Genomic DNA, 19,371 nt, shown 5'->3' on the forward strand with positions numbered 1-19,371 from the left:
CCAAAACCTGGACAGTTTCAGTTAACCGGCTTTTTGATACTCAGTCCGGTATTCTACCGGGCTGAGTCCCCCAAGACTGAGTTTTATTCTTTTTTGATTCCAGTAAGTTATGTATTCGTTAACGGCATTTTCCAGCTCTTCTACATTTCTGTAGTCCCGGCGATAGTACATTTCTTCTTTCAGGTGACCAAAGAAGTTCTCCATTACCGCATTATCAAGGCAGTTGCCCTTGCGCGACATGCTCTGCACTAACCCTCTGTCCGCCAGGGCGGACTGATAACTTTTTATCCGGTAATGCCATCCTTGATCACTGTGGAGCAGCGGTTTCTCCCCTTCAGCAAGGCTTTCCAGACCCTTATTTAACATCCGCTTCACCAGCTCCTCTGTAGGCCTGCAGGCCGTTTCCCACGCCACGATTTCCCCGTTAAACAAATCAAGTATCGGGGACAGGTACAGTTTTTGTCCGCCAGCCCTGAATTCGGTGATATCTGTCACCCATTTCTCACAGGGAGCTTCCGCTTTGAACTGTCGCTGAAGGATATTTTCTGCAGCGAGTCCCATATTTCCCCGGTAAGACCGGTATTTCTTCAGGCGCACAGGAGACTTCAGGCCGAGCTGTTGCATCAGTTTTCGCACCGTTTTGCCACTGAACTTAAGACCTCTTTTCTGAAGCTCACAATGGATCCGCCGGTACCCATAACATCCCCGGTGTTCATGGAAGATGGAGGCTATGAGCTGTTTCACATCAGCATACTTGTCCTTAGCCTTCTGCAGTGACAGCTGGTAGTACAGCGTGCTTCTGGCCAGCCCTGCGGCCTTTAACAGGTCAGACTGGCAGTGTCCGTACCTCAGGCTCTGGATGACTTTCGTTTTTTCTCCAGCTCCTGGCGCTTTTTTTCCAGAAGATGCTCCTGCATGGCTTTCAGATATGCATTTTCTGCGCGAAGATAACGCAGCTCATTCTTCATCTCTTCCGGCGTCATGTTTGCCTCGTTTTCATGGGTATCATCAGAACGGGTCATGCTTTTCTCCTTCCTGCGCCTGATAAAGGCCTCATTACCAGATTTGCGGTAGCCTTTTATCCAGTTTTTAACCGTGTTGTGGCTGGGAATGTTAAACCGGGCTGCTACCCGGGGTAGAGACTCAGAATGCCCGAGAGCATAAAGAACCACGCAAAGTTTATCTTCAGGAGAATAGCTACGCTTGTGTCTGCAATCCAGTGCCCGAGGACCGTGAAGAAGAAAAAGATTAATCCAGTGTGAGAGGCTGGTGTGAGAAAGTTGAAAGAGTTTTGCCGTAGAAATGATGCCTGCATGACCAGCCAGGTAATGATTTACAGCGGCAAGTTTTACTTCAAATGAATGTTTCATAAACTGCACCTTCAGATGTCAGATTATGTCCAACATTTGGGGTGCAGTTCAAGCGCCCTATCCGGCCCACACAGATCGCATCAAGTTATGTTTCGTTTGTCATCAACCTTTCATCACCAGAATAATTTATTTTATTTCAATAAGATAGTTCAATACACCTGAGAATACCATGCTCTCATTTCCTAATGAGTTGTTGCATTTTTTCATATGTTACAATATAACATTACACATCATGTACATTAACTCTGGAGGAAATTGTTTTGGCGATTCGTCTTCATAAACTGGCTGTTGCTTTAGGTGTCTTTATTGTTAGCGCTCCTGCCTTTTCGCATGGTCATCACTCACACGGCAAACCCTTAACAGAGGTCGAACAAAAAGCTGCTAATGGTGTTTTTGATGATACCAATGTACAAAACCGAACGCTCAGTGACTGGGATGGAGTCTGGCAATCCGTTTACCCTTTACTGCAAAGTGGCAAACTTGACCCCGTCTTTCAGAAGAAAGCGGATGCAGATAAAACCAAAACATTTGCTGAAATTAAAGATTATTATCGCAAAGGTTATGCGACAGATATCGAAATGATTGGCATTGAGGACGGCATTGTCGAATTCCATAGAAATAATGAAACAACATCCTGTAAATATGATTACGATGGATACAAAATACTCACCTATAAATCAGGCAAGAAAGGCGTTCGTTACTTATTCGAATGTAAAGATCCTGAAAGCAAAGCCCCTAAATATATACAATTTAGCGATCATATAATTGCACCACGAAAATCATCTCATTTTCACATTTTTATGGGTAATGATTCCCAGCAATCTTTATTGAATGAAATGGAAAACTGGCCAACGTATTATCCCTATCAGTTGAGTAGCGAAGAAGTGGTCGAGGAGATGATGTCTCATTGATTTTTTTGCGCTGACTTCAGTTATTTAACAGAACAGTGCCTGGTAGTAACAACAATAATTTACCAAGACAAATAAGTAAGACAAACTCAGACACGCTCATACTTGAGTCGTGTCTTTTTTATTATGTCTGTAGAAAAAAACTGAGAAAAAGGCGAACAATAAATACACAACTCAGCCATACAGACTGGCAGCGCAAATGTCTCCAGGAGCAAGTCATCTGTCATGGTAAAGCTAACCAGAAATATAGGTTAATTTTGGTGTTTAAACCTTTTTTACTTGTTAGTATGATACAAAGGCTTTCAAAAAAGCTGGGAAATTCAACAACTCTTGGAAATTATGGACTTTGTCCCGCGGCTTTAATCTGACGGCCGCGTTCCTTTTTTGGCTCAATTATTGACCCCTTCTCTACGCAACTTCAGTTCCCGCCAGCAACTTTGCGGCAGTTTCATAGGATCAATGTCTAAAAGAATAATGGTGACCGATAAGAAAACGACTGAATAACTGTAGATTTTCGCTCGAAACCTTCCTGTCAGACCCATAGCGAATCAAGTGCTGAATGTCACAGTATCGAACAGAAAACAGTGACGATCTAACCCTTCAAGAATATCCTACGATTGTTCTGTTTAGGAAAAGCAAGGCGGGAAGTCGGGAGATAAGTCATTGATAAAGTGGCGGAGAGAGGGGGATTTGAACCCCCGGTAGAGTTGCCCCTACTCCGGTTTTCGAGACCGGTCCGTTCAGCCGCTCCGGCATCTCTCCGTTCAGATGGTTGCCATGATGCCAGGAAATTTGGCATTTTAACAGTCCCTGTCCGTGCAATTTTGTTCAAGTGACGAGTTTGCGAGCAAAACGATGATTAAGTGGCCCTGGAAAGTACAAGAATCAGCACATCAAACTGCCCTTCCCTGGCAGGAAGCACTATCGATCCCCCTTTTAACGTGTCTGACAGAACAGGAACAAAGCAAATTGGTCGCTCTTGCCGAACGTTTTTTACAGCAAAAACGGCTTGTTCCTTTACAGGGCTTTGAGCTGAATTCATTAAGAAGCTGCCGGATAGCACTTCTATTTTGCCTGCCCGTTCTGGAGTTAGGACTGGAATGGCTGGATGGTTTTCATGAAATCTTAATTTATCCTGCGCCATTTGTGGTCGATGATGAATGGGAAGACGATATCGGTCTGGTGCATAACCAACGTATTGTTCAGTCAGGTCAGAGCTGGCAGCAAGGGCCTATCGTTTTGAACTGGTTGGATATACAAGATTCTTTTGATGCTTCTGGTTTTAACCTGATTATTCATGAAGTCGCTCATAAGCTGGACACCCGTAACGGCGATCGCGCCAGCGGAGTTCCCTTTATTTCGTTGCGTGAGGTTGCTGGCTGGGAACACGATCTTCATGCTGCAATGAACAACATTCAGGAAGAAATCGAATTAGTTGGTGAGAATGCGGCGAGCATTGATGCTTATGCTGCCAGTGATCCTGCTGAATGTTTTGCCGTACTTTCTGAATATTTCTTTAGCGCCCCAGAACTTTTTGCTCCTCGTTTCCCTTCATTGTGGCAACGTTTCTGTCAATTTTATCAACAAGATCCTTTGCAGAGACTGCATCACGCTAATGATACAGACTCGTTTTCGGCGACGAATGTTCATTAATTAACAACTTTGCAGATTAATTAACCAATTGAAATGGCTTATGAAATTTAGTGTTGACAGACAAGGTACCGCTAAGTAATATGCGCCCCGTTCTCACGATTCCTCTGTAGTTCAGTCGGTAGAACGGCGGACTGTTAATCCGTATGTCACTGGTTCGAGTCCAGTCAGAGGAGCCAATTTTCTGTTTTCATGCATCCTTGCGAATCTTTATCTGATGTTGATTCAACAGGTTAGTGTGAAAACTCTTCTCAGTGCATTTTGATTTTACCCTACGCATCGGGAAAAATTGGTGGTCAAATCTGGGGTCAGGTTAGTTCGATAATGGAGTGACCCCCATATGTCCCTTACCAGCGCAAAAATCCGCACCCTCAAGCCTTCTGATAAACCCTTTAAAGTCTCCGATTCTCACGGTCTGTATCTGCGGGTCAAGCCGGGTGGCTCCCGCCACTGGTATCTCAAATACCGTATTAGCGGTAAAGAATCCCGCATTGCGCTGGGTACCTATCCAGCCATCTCCCTGTCTGATGCGCGACAGCAACGTGAAGGTATCCGTAAAATGCTGGCGCTGAATATCAACCCGGTACAGCAGCGGGCTGCTGTACGTGGCTCACGAACACCGGAGAAAGTTTTTAAAAACGTGGCGCTGGCGTGGCATAAAAGTAACAGGAAATGGTCGCAGAACACCGCCGACCGTCTGCTTGCCAGCCTGAACAATCACATCTTTCCGGTCATCGGGAACCTACCTGTATCAGAACTTAAACCCCGTCATTTCATTGACCTGCTGAAAGGGATCGAGGAAAAAGGTCTGCTGGAGGTTGCGTCCCGCACACGGCAGCACCTGAGTAACATAATGCGCCATGCGGTCCATCAGGAGTTAATCGATACGAACCCTGCAGCAAACCTTGGCGGCGTGACCACACCTCCTGTCAGACGGCACTATCCTGCCCTGCCGCTGGAGCGGCTGCCTGAACTGCTTGAACGTATTGGGGCATATCATCAGGGCCGTGAACTGACCCGGCATGCCGTTCTGCTGATGCTGCATGTGTTCATTCGCTCCAGTGAACTGCGTTTCGCCCGCTGGTCAGAGATTGATTTCACAAACCGAGTCTGGACGATACCCGCGACGCGAGAACCCATTATTGGCGTGCGTTATTCCGGCCGCGGGGCAAAAATGCGAATGCCGCATATCGTCCCCCTCTCAGAACAGTCCATCGCCATTCTGAAACAGATTAAGGATATCACCGGTAATAATGAACTGATCTTCCCCGGCGACCATAACCCGTATAAGCCAATGTGTGAAAACACGGTCAATAAGGCACTGCGGGTGATGGGTTACGACACGAAAAAGGATATCTGCGGTCACGGCTTCCGGGCAATGGCATGCAGTGCGCTGATGGAATCGGGTTTATGGGCAAAGGACGCAGTAGAACGCCAGATGAGTCATCAGGAGCGCAATACCGTGCGCATGGCTTATATTCATAAGGCAGAGCACCTGGAAGCCCGCAAAGCGATGATGCAGTGGTGGTCGGATTATCTGGAAGCATGCCGAGAATCTTATGCACCGCCTTATACAATTGGTAAAAATAAGTTTATCCCATAGTATACTAACGAATCCCACACTCTGGCAAATTACCACCACCTCCACAAGAGGTGGTTCTATATAGACTTTTATCAACTTCATGACGAAAAACACCTATTTTATCCCAAAAGAAGACAATAGAGTCACAGAGGAATCAAAGAGCGACTCAATTGTCTTTGGACAGTCTGGTTGTGAGGTTAGAAAACAGTTACTCCTACACCATTAAATAGGGCGCAATGCTCGCTAATTTCTCCCGGGTTTCTGTCAGTTCGCGTTCCGGCGTAGATTGCGCGATGATTCCCGCCCCCGCCTGTATCCAGCAGCGCTGGCTATCCTGAAATACGGAACGCAGAACTAGCGCCGCATCAAAGCGCGTATCGTCCAGCAGCAGGATTGCGCCGGAATAAAGCTCTCGCGGCGTCTTCTCAATTTGCATAATCGCGTTCAGAGCAGCATTTTTAGGGATACCTGAGGCGGTAATCGACGGAAACAGCACGGTAAACGCATCCCAGGCATCCTTGTTTTCCGCAAGCTGACCGCTCACGCCAGACCCCAGATGCTGAACGCTGCCGCGCTGGCGAACCGACATTAAATCTTCAACCACCACGCTGCCCGGCTGGCAAACGGCCTCCAGTTCAGCAATAGCTTCTTTGACAGAAAGGATATGCTCAAGCACCTCTTTACTGTCGTGCAGCAGTTCTGCCTCTTTCGCCTTATTATGCTCCGGGTTTCCCATGCGATCGCGGGTGCCCGCAAGCGGTTCAGTGACCACTTTATTGCCCGTCACTGACATCACCAGTTCTGGGCTAAAGCCCAGCGCTTCGCGTCCTTCCTGACGGAACATAAACGAGCGCACAGGCGTGTTTGCCTGCCGCCCGTATAACAGCGTGGCGGGCATATCAATCCGCGATGGCAGGGGAATGGCGCGCGAGACAATCACTTTGACATACTCGCCACGGCGGATCTCCGCAACGGCGCGCGCAACCTGTTGTTTATATGCCTCACCATTGAGGGCGGTATCCACCGCCAGTGGTGCGTTCTGCGTCGTTGTACCGGCCTCTTTTACCCACTCGCACAAACGTCGGCACCCGTCGGCGGAGTCCGCATAAACGGTGACATTTCCCTTTTCAAAAATAAGTTCTTCACGGGGAACGGTTAACGTCAGCAGCGGCCACTCCCCGGCGTTAAAGGCAATCCCCCGCGCATGCGCCGCAAAGTTGAACCCAACCTGTCCATATACCCGACGTCCTTTCACCTGAGGATGCGCCATAAAACGACGCGCGCAGTCGGCAATGGAATCCACCGCCCATTTTTGCTCCCCGGCATCATCAATAAATGTCGCCTGCGTTCCGTCGGCATTAATGTGCAGCCGTGCCTGGCACCCTTTGCCTAAATACCAACAGGGTTGACGCTCATAGACATAACACTCTTCTTCTGCGAACTGGCGTAAAACGCCAGAAATCGTCGGTAGCCATTGTTCCTCTGGTAACGCCAGATGTAGAAATTCACTGATTTTCATCCCTTACCTCTCTGTGTTATTCGCGGATCAATCAATTGCGCTTGTCATCAGTTCTCTTGCCGAATGCAGCCGGATATAAGCAACCCACGCCGCCAGCAACGTGAATGCCCCGGCAAACAGGAAGCAGGCCGCATAGCCAAAATGTTGAGCAACAACGCCACCGATAACGCCTGCCAGAATGGCGATTGCCGCATCAGTACATTGAAAGAGGGTGAAGTCGACACCGGCCTGCAAAGGCGATGAAAGCGACATCAGCGTGGCGTAAAGACAGACCAGCGCGCAGGCCAGCGAAATGGACTGGACAATGACCAGACACTGGAGAATCTGCAGCAGCAGATGACCCGGCGCCATCATGAGCGTCATCACCACCGCCAGCAGCGCGATCCCCTGGACGCCATAAGCCGTCAACAGCGCTCTGCCGGGTGAGGTGTATTTCATCAGCAATCCGCCGGCCAGCGTTCCTGCTATGCCCGCTGCAATATTGCCGCCGCTGAACAGCGCGCCCAATGCGGACATGCTCAACCCATGATCCAACAACAGCGGTGCCAGAAGAGGCAGCACAAACCGCATGCCTGAATTCAGCATCAATACCAGCAGTAAGCCCAGGCGCGCCTGCTTCCTCCTTAGCGCATAACCTAACGCCGGAACATGCGGGATAGTCGCTGTTCGCGTCGGCTCCGTAATGCGCCACAGCGGGAGTGACAGCGCCATAATCAGCACCGCCATCATCAGCATGGCGACAGGCCAGCCGGATGCCGCCGACAGCATCATGAACACCCCGCCGCCGCACATCATTCCCAGATAGCTGCCGCCGACCTGCACGCTGTTTCCCCAGCCGTAACCCGTGCGGGTCAGTTGATCGACACAAAAGCCGTCGCTGGCGATATCAATGGTGGAGGCGACCGTGCCTGCCACCATAAACAGAACAAATAACGCGACGATTTGCGTATCGGGGAATCCCCCTTCTCGCCCAAACCAGCCAATCGCTGCGGCAATAGTCAGGATCGCCGCTAGCGCGACCTGACCACGCAGGATTAACATGCGGGAACGGCGTTCCTGGCTACCGGGCGGAAGCCGCCAGCGCTCGATCCACGGCGCCCAAATAAACTTCAGCGCCCAGGGCAGCATAAACAGGGTTGTCGCACCGGCAAGCGCCAGCGAACCGCCAGCAGCGCGCACCAGCGCGGGTAAGGACTGCATAGACAGCGCCGATACCAGACTCTGCGTCACATAGACGCCGGCAATAGCAAAAATCACCCGCCCGGTCGTCAACGTCAGCGGTTTCACATTCGACTGAACATCACTCATGCCCCCACTCTCCAGACGCGGAAACCCCGTCGTCGCGCCACACGCGCGCGGCCATTTGCGCCTGCCACAGCGCCTGATAACGTCCATGATGTGAGAGCAATTGCGCATGAGTACCCTGCTCAACCACCTGTCCCTCTTCCATCACCAGAATGTTTCCGGCCCCGGCGATGGTGGATAAACGGTGAGCGATGATAATCACCGTCCGGTTGTAAACCAGGTTATCGATCGCTTTTTGCACCGCCAGCTCGCTTTCAATATCCAGCGCGGCAGTCGGTTCATCGAGAATAACGACCGGCGCGTTTTTCAATAACGCTCTGGCAATGGAAATCCGCTGGCGCTCGCCGCCCGATAGCTGGCCGCCCATCTCTCCCATTGGCGTCAGCCAGCCTTGCGGAAGACGGGAAATAAACTCAAGGCACTGCGCCGCGCGGGCGGCCTCTTCTACCTCCTGCCGCGTCGCCTGTGGGCGCGCGATACGGATATTCGCCAGCAGCGTGTCATCAAACAGCCAGACATCCTGGAAAACAACAGAAATCAGGCTATTGAGCTGTTCCGGCGTCAGGCGGCGAATATCGACGCCGCCAATAGAAATCTGCCCTTGCTGCGGATCGGCATAGCGCATTAACAGTTTGGTGACGGTAGTTTTGCCTGCGCCGGAGGCACCCACCAGCGCGCTCATACTGGCTGCCGGGAACGTCAAAGAAACATGATTAAGCGCGTGGCCGTCACCTTCTTCGTAGCGATAGCTGACGTTGTCAAAGCGGATATCGTAACGTTCCGGCATCTCGCTTTGCTCTGCGACGGGAAGCGGTGCTATCGCCATAAACTGCTCAATCCTTTGCAGGGCGCTGGCGATCAGTTCCACAACCGAGGTGTAGCTGATAAACATCGCCATCGGTTCTGCGAAGCGCATAATCATCGCGACGGCGGCAATCAAAAAGGCGAGGTTCAGAGTGCCCGTCACTACCCAGACGATCCCGGATAACACCACCACCTGTAGGCCCAACTCCACGACGCTGGCGATCAGCATCGTCGCGCCAGCGCCCTGACGGTGAGTGCGGGTCTGTAAGTTTTCCAGCGCATTGAAATGCGCCAGCAGCGCCCGGCTTTTATCGGCATCGCTGCCGCAGGTGCGCAATACCATCATCCCCTGAGCAAATTCAACGATATCGCCGCTCAGACGCTGGTGCGCTTCCCCCAGCGTCTGCATTTGTCGCCGCATCGCCGGGCGGCGCCAGTAATAAAACGGCACCAGCAGAGGGAAGATCAGCAACATCACCAGCCCCAGCCGCCAGTCTATCCACAATGTCGCCAGCGACGCCGTCAGCGGCGTGACAATGGTGAGCAGCAAAATATTGGCTATCGCAATAACATAATTGAGGTTTTCATCCACGCTGCCCAGCAGCAAGGCGTTCATTTCACCCGCCCTGCCGCGCTGGAGCTTCTCCAGCGGCACGCGGCGTAACTGCTCGCCAAGTCGCAGGCGCAACTCATGGGTAGCCTGCGCCAGATGACCACGGTATTCAAAGCCCAGGCCATACCAGCGTAGCACCAGCGTCACAATTGCGGCGACGCTGAAGGCCATAGCCCAGTTAAGAAGTTGCGGCGCGTCTCCCCGTAACAGCGCATCAATGATCGGATAAAGACAGGCAAAGGCGATCCCCTGCATGAATGCCGCCAGCAACAGCGCCAGCATACTGCGTCGCAGCATCCTGGCCTGACTGCCAACGCTGGAGATAAGCTGGCGCCAGATGACGCGCCAGGCCAGGTTATCCGCAGGATTATTGTCTTTCATTTTCCATCACCTCTTCCTGTGTTCCACCCGGCACCCAATGCTGCGCCTGCTGATAGTGTTGCCAGAGCCGTTGATACAGGCCGCCCTGCGCCAACAGTTGCGTATGGTTCCCCATTTCCCTGAGCTGTCCGTCGGAAAACAGCAATATCACATCGGCCTGAGTCACCATTGAGAGACGATGCGCGACCATGATGACCGTCCGGCCACGCATGGCCGCCGCGAGCGCCTTGATAAGCGCCGCTTCGTTTTCCGGGTCAGCAAACGCCGTCGCCTCATCGAGCACCAGGATGGGGCGATCCTGCAAAAGCGCCCGGGCGATAGTAATGCGCTGCCGCTGGCCGCCGGAGAGAAATACCCCACGTTCCCCGACTCGAGTGTTGTAACCTTCTGGCAGAGCGCTAATAAAATCATGGGCCTGCGCCACTCTGGCCGCCGCTATAACCGCCTCCAGCGGCGTATCCGGCGCGCCCAGACGAATGTTATTGGCTATCGTGTCGGCAAAAAGGAAGTTGTCCTGAAACACAAACGAGAGTTGCTTCATCAGGGTGTCCGTCTGCATATCACGCAGATCCACGCCGCCAATACGGATATGGCCTTTGTCCGGGTCGGCGTAACGCAGCAGCAAGCGCACCACGGTGCTTTTTCCGGCGCCGCTTGGCCCGACCAGCGCCACAATTTGCCCGGCAGGCACATGAAAGCTCACCTCCTGCAACGCGGCGCCAGTACGCGCTTGCGGATAATGAAAGCTCACCTGCTCAAAGGTAATGCTCGCCTCTTGCGGCTGCTGGTCAGACTGCGGCAGCGATAACTCCGGCATCGCGAGAACCTGATAAATACGCTGAATGCTTAAACGCGTTTGCGCGACCAGGTTATTGAGCATCATCATTGGCATTACGGCTTCGGCCATTCCGCTGCCCAGCAGTAAAACGGCCACCCACGCGATAAAATCGAAACTGCCATAGTGCAACAGGCCGTATCCCGACCAGATCAGGACAAACAGGGTCGGGAGAGGATTCAGAATCGAGAAGGAAAAACGCGCTGAAAAACCGGCTTTGCGATACCAGGTTTTGAGCACATCGACCCACTCTTCAAGGGCGCGTTGATAGCGCAAAAAACTGGTGCTGCCGCTATCAAACGTTCTCACCACGGGCATGGCCTGCACGAACTCAATAACCGCCGCGCTAACCTGCTCGCGCGCCTTATGATAACGCTGAGCCATATCTTCCGAACGCTGGCGGGCGAGCACGAGAACAACCGATCCAAACGCCAGTACCCCCAGCGTCGCGATTGCCAGCCGCCAGTCCAGCCAGAACAAGATAACGATTGTCGCCAGCGGCATGATGATCGCGCGGGCATAGAGCGGCGTGCTGTCGGCCACAAAAATATGTAACGACTTCACGTCATCCAGCATCACTTTCGCCACTGACCCGCTGCCCATTTGCTGTAACACGCCAGGCGGAAGCTGCAATGCTTTACGGGCTAACCTGCTGCGCAGAATGTTCTCCAGATGAAAAGCCGCGTAATGAGAGGTGTTGAACGCCTGTAAGCGCAGAACAAAAGTTAAGACCACGCAGCCGATCACGCCGCCCAGCGGCCAGGCCGGAATAGCGTCAGGCGTCGCGCGAATGTCACGCAGGCTCCACGCCAGAAAAAGGAGCGCCCCCAGGCTGGTTAATGCCGCCAGCCCCGCCAGCGCCATAGCTAAAATAACCTTCCTGCGAACCGGTGTAATCACCTGCCAAAGAGGAAATCGGGACAGCGATTCAGTATTGGATGATTGAGATGACATGGGAGTAACTGAATTTCCTGATGAATTTTTACGGACGCCAAAAACGACAATTCAGGGTGGCGTTCTGAGAATTAATGTGAATAATAACCATTATCAATAACTCATCTACCCCATTCGGTTCTATTTATACCCGCATTGGTCTAAGCCACAGGGAGATAACCAGGTCATGACGGAGTCACCGCAAACGCAATCTGAAATCTCTATTCACCAGTTGGTGGTCGGGAAACCTGCAAACGATGGCAATATTCCTGCTCAGTGTGAACTGCTGCGCTGTTCGTTGCAGGAAGGTATGGATATTTTGCTCTGGAGGGGCCATTTTGCGCGGCCTGAGACGTTGCAGCTACACGACGATCTGGGCAGGATTAACTTCTCGTGCATCCTGGAAGGCACATCGCGCTTTGCGATTCAGGGACTCCGGCGTCACACCGACTGGGAGCTTGCGCGCAATCGCCATTACATTACCCATACGCCAGACTGTCGCGGCAGCGCCTCCTATTGTGGCCGATTCGAGAGCATTACCCTCTCCTTCAGCCCTGAAACCCTCGCGCTGTGGGTGCCGGATATTAGCGCGGTCATTAAGAATAAGATCGACTCCCACTGCTGTTGCCAGCAGCACCGTTGTAATGCTGAAACCCACTTAACGGCTCAGGCCTTGCGTCACGCGCTGATGCGCATGCACAGCGGCTTCAGTCATGAACAAAAGCCGTCGACGCTATGGTTGCAGGGGCAAAGTCTGGTCATGCTCAGTCTGGTGCTGGATGAACATCGCGAAGACGCCAGTTGCCTCTCCTGCCACTTCACCCCGATGGAACGCCAGAAACTGCTGCGGGCGAAGGATCTGCTGCTGGCTGATCTGACGCAAGCGCCGGGCGTCGCGGAGCTGGCCAGAGAGTCCGGTCTGAGCGTTCTCAAAATTAAGCGAGGCTTCCGCGTTCTGTTCAACAACAGCGTCTATGGCCTGTTTCAGGCTGAACGAATGCAGGAAGCCAGAAGACGCCTGGCCAACGGCAATACCTCCGTCATGACGGTGGCGGCCGATCTGGGCTATGCCAACGCCAGCCATTTCTCTGCCGCCTTCCAGAAACAGTTTGGCGTAACTCCTTCGACCTTTAAACGCGGGATGTAACCGGGGTCGCGCCCCCCTAAACTCCTCCCTGACAGAGGCCCGGATACCCCATCAGGGCCTCTGTTCTTTCCGCCTGTTACCAACCCGAAACGGGCATAAATAAACCCGTTTCGGGTAGCATCCAATTGTTAATAATTATTATTCTCATATGAGTAATGCTTTTCGGTAAGACGTGCCATCAGGAGGAAGAATGATTTCTGGCGCACCATCTCAGGATTCGCTGTTACCGGACAACCGCCACGCGGCTGATTACCAACAATTACGCGAGCGGCTCATACAGGAACTGAATTTAACGCCGCAGCAGTTACATGAAGAGAGCAACCTGATCCAGGCCGGCCTGGATTCCATAAGATTGATGAGATGGTTACACTGGTTTCGTAAAAATGGCTACCGCCTTACCCTTCGCGAGCTGTATGCCGCCCCCACGCTGGCGGCATGGAACCAGTTAATGCTCAGCCGGTCGCCGGAGAACGCGGAAGAAGAAACGCCGCCCGACGAATCATCCTGGCCGAACATGACCGAAAGTACCCCCTTCCCATTGACGCCAGTACAGCACGCCTACCTGACGGGCCGCATGCCGGGGCAGACGCTTGGCGGCGTGGGTTGCCACCTGTATCAGGAGTTTGAAGGCCATTGTCTGACGGCGTCGCAGCTGGAGCAGGCCATCACGACCTTGCTGCAACGCCACCCAATGCTGCATATCGCCTTTCGCCCCGACGGGCAGCAGGTCTGGCTACCGCAACCTTACTGGAACGGCGTCACCGTTCATGATTTACGCCATAACGACGCTGAAAGCCGCCAGGCCTATCTGGACGCACTGCGCCAGCGCCTGAGCCACCGTCTTTTACGCGTGGAAATCGGCGAAACGTTTGATTTTCAGCTGACGCTCTTGCCGGACAATCGCCACCGCCTCCATGTCAATATTGACCTGCTGATTATGGATGCCTCCAGCTTTACGCTTTTCTTCGATGAGCTTAACGCCCTGCTGGCCGGAGAATCGCTGCCGGCTATCGACACCCGCTATGATTTCCGCTCGTATTTGCTGCACCAGCAGAAGATCAATCAACCACTGAGAGACGACGCGCGCGCTTACTGGCTGGCGAAAGCATCGACGCTTCCCCCCGCGCCCGTCTTGCCGCTGGCCTGCGAACCCGCCACGCTACGTGAAGTCCGTAATACCCGACGCCGCATGATTGTCCCGGCAACACGCTGGCACGCCTTTAGCAACCGGGCCGGCGAGTATGGCGTGACGCCGACAATGGCACTGGCGACCTGTTTTTCTGCCGTGCTGGCTCGCTGGGGCGGCCTGACGCGTCTGCTGCTTAACATCACCTTATTCGACCGCCAGCCGCTGCACCCGGCGGTTGGCGCGATGCTTGCCGACTTCACCAATATTCTTCTGCTGGATACCGCCTGCGATGGCGATACCGTCAGCAACCTGGCGCGTAAAAACCAGCTCACGTTTACGGAGGACTGGGAGCATCGCCACTGGTCCGGCGTCGAATTACTCCGTGAACTCAAACGCCAGCAGCGCTACCCCCACGGCGCCCCGGTGGTATTTACCAGCAATCTGGGGCGTTCCCTCTACAGCAGCCGCGCAGAATCGCCGTTGGGCGAGCCGGAATGGGGCATCTCGCAAACGCCGCAGGTCTGGATAGATCATCTGGCGTTCGAGCATCACGGCGAGGTCTGGCTACAATGGGACAGCAACGACGCGCTGTTCCCTCCGGCGTTAGTCGAAACATTGTTCGATACCTACTGCCAGTTGATTAACCAACTCTGCGATGACGAAAGCGCCTGGCAAAAGCCGTTCGCAGATATGATGCCCGCCAGCCAGCGCGCGATACGCGAACGGGTCAACGCCACCGGCGCCCCCATTCCCGAAGGCTTGCTGCATGAAGGCATTTTCCGTATCGCTCTGCAACAGCCGCAGGCGCTGGCGGTAACGGACATGCGTTATCAGTGGAATTATCATGAGCTGACAGACTATGCCCGCCGTTGCGCGGGCAGGTTAATCGAGTGCGGGGTTCAGCCCGGCGATAATGTGGCTATCACGATGTCGAAAGGTGCAGGACAACTTGTTGCGGTTCTGGCCGTCCTGCTGGCTGGGGCGGTTTACGTTCCGGTTTCGCTGGATCAGCCTGCCGCACGGCGCGAGAAAATCTACGCTGACGCCAGCGTCCGGCTGGTGCTCATTTGTCAGCACGACGCCAGCGCCGGGTCAGACGATATTCCCGTCCTTGCCTGGCAGCAGGCCATTGAGGCGGAGCCGATCGCCAACCCGGTAGTACGCGCCCCCACGCAACCGGCCTACATTATCTACACCTCCGGCTCTACCGGTACGCCGAAAGGGGTAGTCATTTCTCACCGGGGAGCGCTTAACACCTGTTGCGATATCAATACCCGCTATCAGGTTGGCCCGCATGACAGGGTGCTGGCCCTCTCCGCCCTACATTTTGATTTATCGGTTTACGACATTTTTGGCGTACTGCGCGCGGGCGGCGCGCTGGTGATGGTGATGGAAAATCAACGGCGCGATCCTCACGCATGGTGTGAGCTGATCCAGCGCCATCAGGTCACGCTCTGGAACAGCGTCCCGGCGCTGTTCGATATGCTGCTGACCTGGTGTGAAGGTTTCGCCGACGCCACGCCGGAAAACCTGCGCGCAGTGATGCTTTCCGGCGACTGGATCGGGCTTGACCTCCCCGCCCGTTATCGGGCCTTCCGGCCACAAGGACAATTTATCGCGATGGGCGGTGCCACCGAGGCGTCTATCTGGTCTAACGCCTGCGAAATTCACGACGTCCCCGCCCACTGGCGCTCCATCCCTTACGGTTTTCCGCTAACCAACCAACGCTACCGGGTGGTGGATGAACAGGGCCGGGACTGCCCTGACTGGGTGCCGGGTGAATTATGGATTGGCGGCATTGGGGTCGCGGAAGGCTATTTCAACGATCCCCTGCGTAGCGAGCAGCAATTTTTGACGCTCCCGGACGAGCGCTGGTATCGCACCGGCGATCTCGGCTGCTACTGGCCAGATGGCACAATCGAGTTCCTCGGTCGTCGCGACAAGCAGGTCAAAGTCGGAGGATATCGCATCGAGCTGGGCGAAATCGAAAGCGCGCTCAGCCAGCTGGCGGGGGTGAAACAAGCAACCGTTCTGGCGATCGGCGAAAAAGAAAAAACGCTGGCGGCATACGTTGTTCCTCAGGGCGAGGCTTTTTGCGTTACCGATCATCGGAACCCGGCACTGCCGCAGGCGTGGCACACGCTTGCGGGAACGTTGCCCTGTTGCGCCATCTCGCCAGAGATCTCCGCAGAACAGGTAGCCGATTTCCTTCAGCATCGCCTGCTAAAACTGAAGCCGGGTCACACCGCTGGCGCCGATCCTCTCCCCCTGATGAACTCACTCGCTATCCAGCCGCGCTGGCAGGCCGTGGTGGAACGCTGGTTAGCATTTCTGGTGACACAACGGCGACTGAAGCCCGCTGCTGAAGGTTATCAGGTCTGCGCTGGTGAAGAACGCGAGGATGAGCACCCGCACTTCAGCGGACATGATTTAACGTTATCGCAAATTCTTCGCGGTGCCCGTAACGAACTGTCGTTACTGAACGACGCGCAGTGGTCGCCGGAAAGCCTGGCCTTTAACCATCCGGCCAGCGCCCCGTATATTCAGGAACTGGCGACAATTTGCCAACAGCTTGCACAGCGCTTACAGCGCCCGGTGCGCCTGCTTGAGGTGGGAACCCGCACTGGCCGCGCCGCAGAATCGCTGTTAGCACAGCTCAACGCCGGACAGATTGAGTATGTCGGGCTTGAGCAGAGCCAGGAGATGCTGCTGAGCGCCCGGCAGAGGCTCGCCCCCTGGCCTGGCGCCCGTCTGTCCCTCTGGAATGCAGACACGCTGGCGGCGCACGCTCACTCGGCGGACATTATCTGGCTTAATAACGCCCTGCATCGTCTGCTGCCGGAAGATCCCGGGCTCCTTGCGACATTACAACAGCTTGCCGTTCCCGGCGCGCTGCTCTACGTGATGGAGTTTCGCCAGTTAACGCCGTCCGCCCTACTCAGCACGCTCCTGTTAACCAATGGGCAGCCGGAGGCCTTGCTGCATAACAGCGCCGACTGGGCGGCATTATTTAGCGCGGCCGGCTTCAACTGTCAGCATGGCGATGAGGTCGCGGGGTTACAACGCTTCCTCGTACAATGTCCTGACAGGCAGGTGCGCCGCGATCCCCGTCAACTTCAGGCCGCCCTCGCCGGGCGTCTGCCGGGGTGGATGGTGCCGCAACGGATCGTCTTCCTCGACGCCTTACCGCTGACGGCTAACGGGAAAATTGACTACCAGGCGCTGAAGCGTCGTCATACCCCTGAAGCGGAAAACCCGGCCGAAGCGGATTTACCCCAGGGCGACATTGAAAAACAGGTTGCCGCCCTCTGGCAGCAACTCTTATCAACTGGCAATGTCACCAGAGAAACCGACTTCTTCCAGCAAGGCGGCGATAGCCTGCTGGCGACCCGTCTGACCGGGCAACTTCATCAGGCAGGTTATGAAGCGCAATTAAGCGACCTGTTTAATCATCCCCGGCTGGCGGATTTTGCCGCCACGCTGCGGAAAACCGACGTCCCGGTCGAACAACCATTCGTCCACTCCCCTGAAGATCGCTACCAGCCCTTTGCGCTTACCGACGTGCAGCAGGCTTACCTAGTGGGGCGTCAGCCGGGCTTTGCCCTGGGCGGCGTCGGCTCACATTTCTTTGTTGAATTTGAAATTGCCGATCTGGATCTCACCCGGTTGGAGACGGTCTGGAACCGATTAATCGCCCGCCACGATATGCTACGCGCCGTCGTGCGTGATGGACAGCAACAGGTGCTCGAACAGACGCCTCGCTGGGTAATACCCGCACACATCCTCCATACGCCTGAAGAGGCGTTGCAGGTGCGCGAAAAACTGGCCCATCAGGTACTCAACCCCGAAGTCTGGCCGGTATTCGATCTCCAGGTCGGTTACGTTGACGGGATGCCCGCCCGCCTGTGGCTGTGTCTGGATAACCTGTTACTTGACGGGCTGAGCATGCAGATTCTGTTGGCGGAGCTGGAGCACGGCTACCGCTACCCGCAACAGCTGCTTCCGCCGCTGCCCGTCACCTTCAGGGATTATCTGCAACAACCCTCGCTACAGTCGCCCAATCCAGATTCTCTGGCATGGTGGCAGGCGCAGCTTGATGATATTCCTCCGGCGCCTGCGTTGCCGCTGCGCTGCTTGCCTCAGGAGGTTGAAACACCGCGCTTCGCCCGCCTGAACGGCGCACTGGACAGCACGCGCTGGCATCGGCTGAAAAAACGGGCGGCTGACGCCCATCTCACCCCGTCGGCCGTACTGTTGTCGGTGTGGTCAACGGTTCTCTCTGCATGGAGTGCACAGCCTGAGTTCACGCTTAACCTTACGCTTTTCGACAGGCGACCGCTGCACCCGCAAATCAACCAGATTCTGGGCGATTTCACCTCGCTGATGCTGCTGAGCTGGCATCCCGGCGAAAGCTGGCTGCACAGCGCGCAGTCACTACAGCAGCGGCTGAGCCAGAACCTCAACCACCGCGATGTGTCAGCCATCCGCGTGATGCGTCAACTGGCGCAACGGCAAAACGTGCCAGCCGTTCCGATGCCCGTCGTCTTTACCAGCGCGCTGGGCTTTGAGCAGGATAACTTCCTCGCCCGGCGTAATCTGCTCAAACCGGTCTGGGGCATCTCCCAGACGCCGCAGGTCTGGCTCGATCACCAGATTTATGAATCCGAAGGCGAACTGCGCTTTAACTGGGATTTTGTCGCCGCGCTGTTTCCTGCCGGGCAGGTGGAGCGCCAGTTTGAACAGTATTGCGCATTGCTAAACCGAATGGCCGAGGATGAAAGCGGCTGGCAACTGCCGCTCGCCGCGCTGGTGCCTCCCGTTAAACACGCAGGGCAATGCGCAGAGCGCTCACCGCGCGTATGCCCTGAGCACTCTCAGCCACACATTGCGGCGGACGAGAGCACCGTCAGCCTGATTTGCGACGCCTTCCGCGAGGTGGTTGGCGAGTCTGTCACGCCCGCAGAAAACTTCTTTGAGGCGGGCGCAACGTCGCTGAATCTGGTGCAACTGCACGTTTTGTTACAACGTCACGAATTTTCCACCCTGACGTTGCTTGACCTCTTCACCCACCCTTCTCCTGCTGCCCTGGCCGATTATCTGGCCGGCGTCGCCACGGTGGAGAAAACAAAACGACCTCGCCCTGTTCGCCGTCGTCAGCGGCGGATATAGCGCGAAGCAAACTGATTTTCCCCGGA

At 54.6% G+C, this 19,371-nt stretch carries 10 protein-coding genes and 2 tRNA genes; 6 read left to right on the forward strand and 6 right to left on the reverse strand.

Annotated features, from left to right (window positions below; translation table 11 throughout):
• Positions 1-21: 21 nt before the first annotated feature.
• Positions 22-1,370 (reverse strand): IS3-like element IS1397 family transposase gene (locus G434_RS29665; RefSeq protein WP_099156434.1). Its coding sequence is split into 2 segments (ribosomal slippage): positions 22-890 and positions 890-1,370, totalling 1,350 coding nucleotides; the frame shifts between segments, so codons are not numbered across the junction.
• A 260-nt stretch (positions 1,371-1,630) separates the two neighbouring features.
• Here G434_RS29665 and zinT point away from each other — a divergent pair.
• Positions 1,631-2,281, forward strand: a complete 651-nt coding sequence (gene zinT, locus G434_RS18980; protein ID WP_001007778.1) for a metal-binding protein ZinT — start codon at positions 1,631-1,633, stop codon at positions 2,279-2,281.
• Positions 2,282-2,950: 669 nt separating this feature from the next.
• On the opposite strand, the gene G434_RS18975 is transcribed toward zinT, so the two are convergent.
• A tRNA-Ser gene (locus G434_RS18975) sits at positions 2,951-3,040 on the reverse strand.
• Positions 3,041-3,133: 93 nt separating this feature from the next.
• On the opposite strand from G434_RS18975, the gene mtfA reads away from it, so the two are divergent.
• The 3 genes from mtfA (at position 3,134) to G434_RS18960 (ending at position 5,531) form a co-directional block, all read left to right on the forward strand.
• Positions 3,134-3,931: a DgsA anti-repressor MtfA gene (gene mtfA, locus G434_RS18970; protein ID WP_001311896.1), complete on the forward strand. Its 798-nt coding sequence runs from the start codon at positions 3,134-3,136 to the stop codon at positions 3,929-3,931.
• Positions 3,932-4,031: 100 nt separating this feature from the next.
• Positions 4,032-4,107: transfer RNA gene (locus tag G434_RS18965), tRNA-Asn, on the forward strand.
• A 161-nt stretch (positions 4,108-4,268) separates the two neighbouring features.
• Positions 4,269-5,531, forward strand: coding sequence for a tyrosine-type recombinase/integrase (locus G434_RS18960; RefSeq protein WP_000060157.1), 1,263 nt, complete (start codon positions 4,269-4,271; stop codon positions 5,529-5,531).
• 193 nt (positions 5,532-5,724) lie between these two features.
• On the opposite strand, the gene ybtS is transcribed toward G434_RS18960, so the two are convergent.
• Genes ybtS through ybtP form a run of 4 tightly spaced genes read right to left on the reverse strand, consistent with a single transcriptional unit; the run spans position 5,725 to position 11,831 of the window.
• Positions 5,725-7,029 carry a yersiniabactin biosynthesis salicylate synthase Irp9/YbtS gene (ybtS, locus tag G434_RS18955; protein WP_000703040.1) on the reverse strand — a complete coding sequence of 435 codons (1,305 nt, stop codon included), beginning with the start codon at positions 7,027-7,029 and terminating at the stop codon, positions 5,725-5,727.
• Positions 7,030-7,056: 27 nt separating this feature from the next.
• Positions 7,057-8,337 (reverse strand): yersiniabactin-associated zinc MFS transporter YbtX, encoded by a 1,281-nt coding sequence (gene ybtX / locus G434_RS18950; RefSeq protein WP_001286284.1) that lies wholly within the window; start codon positions 8,335-8,337, stop codon positions 7,057-7,059.
• A complete protein-coding gene (gene ybtQ / locus G434_RS18945; protein WP_000654452.1) occupies positions 8,330-10,132 on the reverse strand; it encodes a yersiniabactin ABC transporter ATP-binding/permease protein YbtQ in 1,803 nt (600 codons plus the stop codon). The genes ybtX and ybtQ overlap by 8 nt, the downstream gene beginning before the upstream one ends.
• Complete coding sequence (ybtP, locus tag G434_RS18940; RefSeq protein ID WP_001296192.1) at positions 10,119-11,831, reverse strand: yersiniabactin ABC transporter ATP-binding/permease protein YbtP; 1,713 nt, start codon at positions 11,829-11,831, stop codon at positions 10,119-10,121. Before ybtP ends, ybtQ begins: the two co-directional genes overlap by 14 nt.
• Before the next feature lie 256 nt (positions 11,832-12,087).
• Between ybtP and ybtA the strand changes: the two genes are divergently transcribed.
• Complete coding sequence (gene ybtA / locus G434_RS18935; RefSeq protein WP_000140402.1) at positions 12,088-13,047, forward strand: yersiniabactin transcriptional regulator YbtA; 960 nt, start codon at positions 12,088-12,090, stop codon at positions 13,045-13,047.
• Between the two features lie 190 nt (positions 13,048-13,237).
• Positions 13,238-19,345: a yersiniabactin non-ribosomal peptide synthetase HMWP2 gene (irp2, locus tag G434_RS18930; protein ID WP_000623045.1), complete on the forward strand. Its 6,108-nt coding sequence runs from the start codon at positions 13,238-13,240 to the stop codon at positions 19,343-19,345.
• Positions 19,346-19,371: the final 26 nt, after the last annotated feature.

Source organism: Escherichia sp. KTE172, from assembly GCF_000408845.1.
Taxonomy (GTDB): domain Bacteria; phylum Pseudomonadota; class Gammaproteobacteria; order Enterobacterales; family Enterobacteriaceae; genus Escherichia; species Escherichia coli.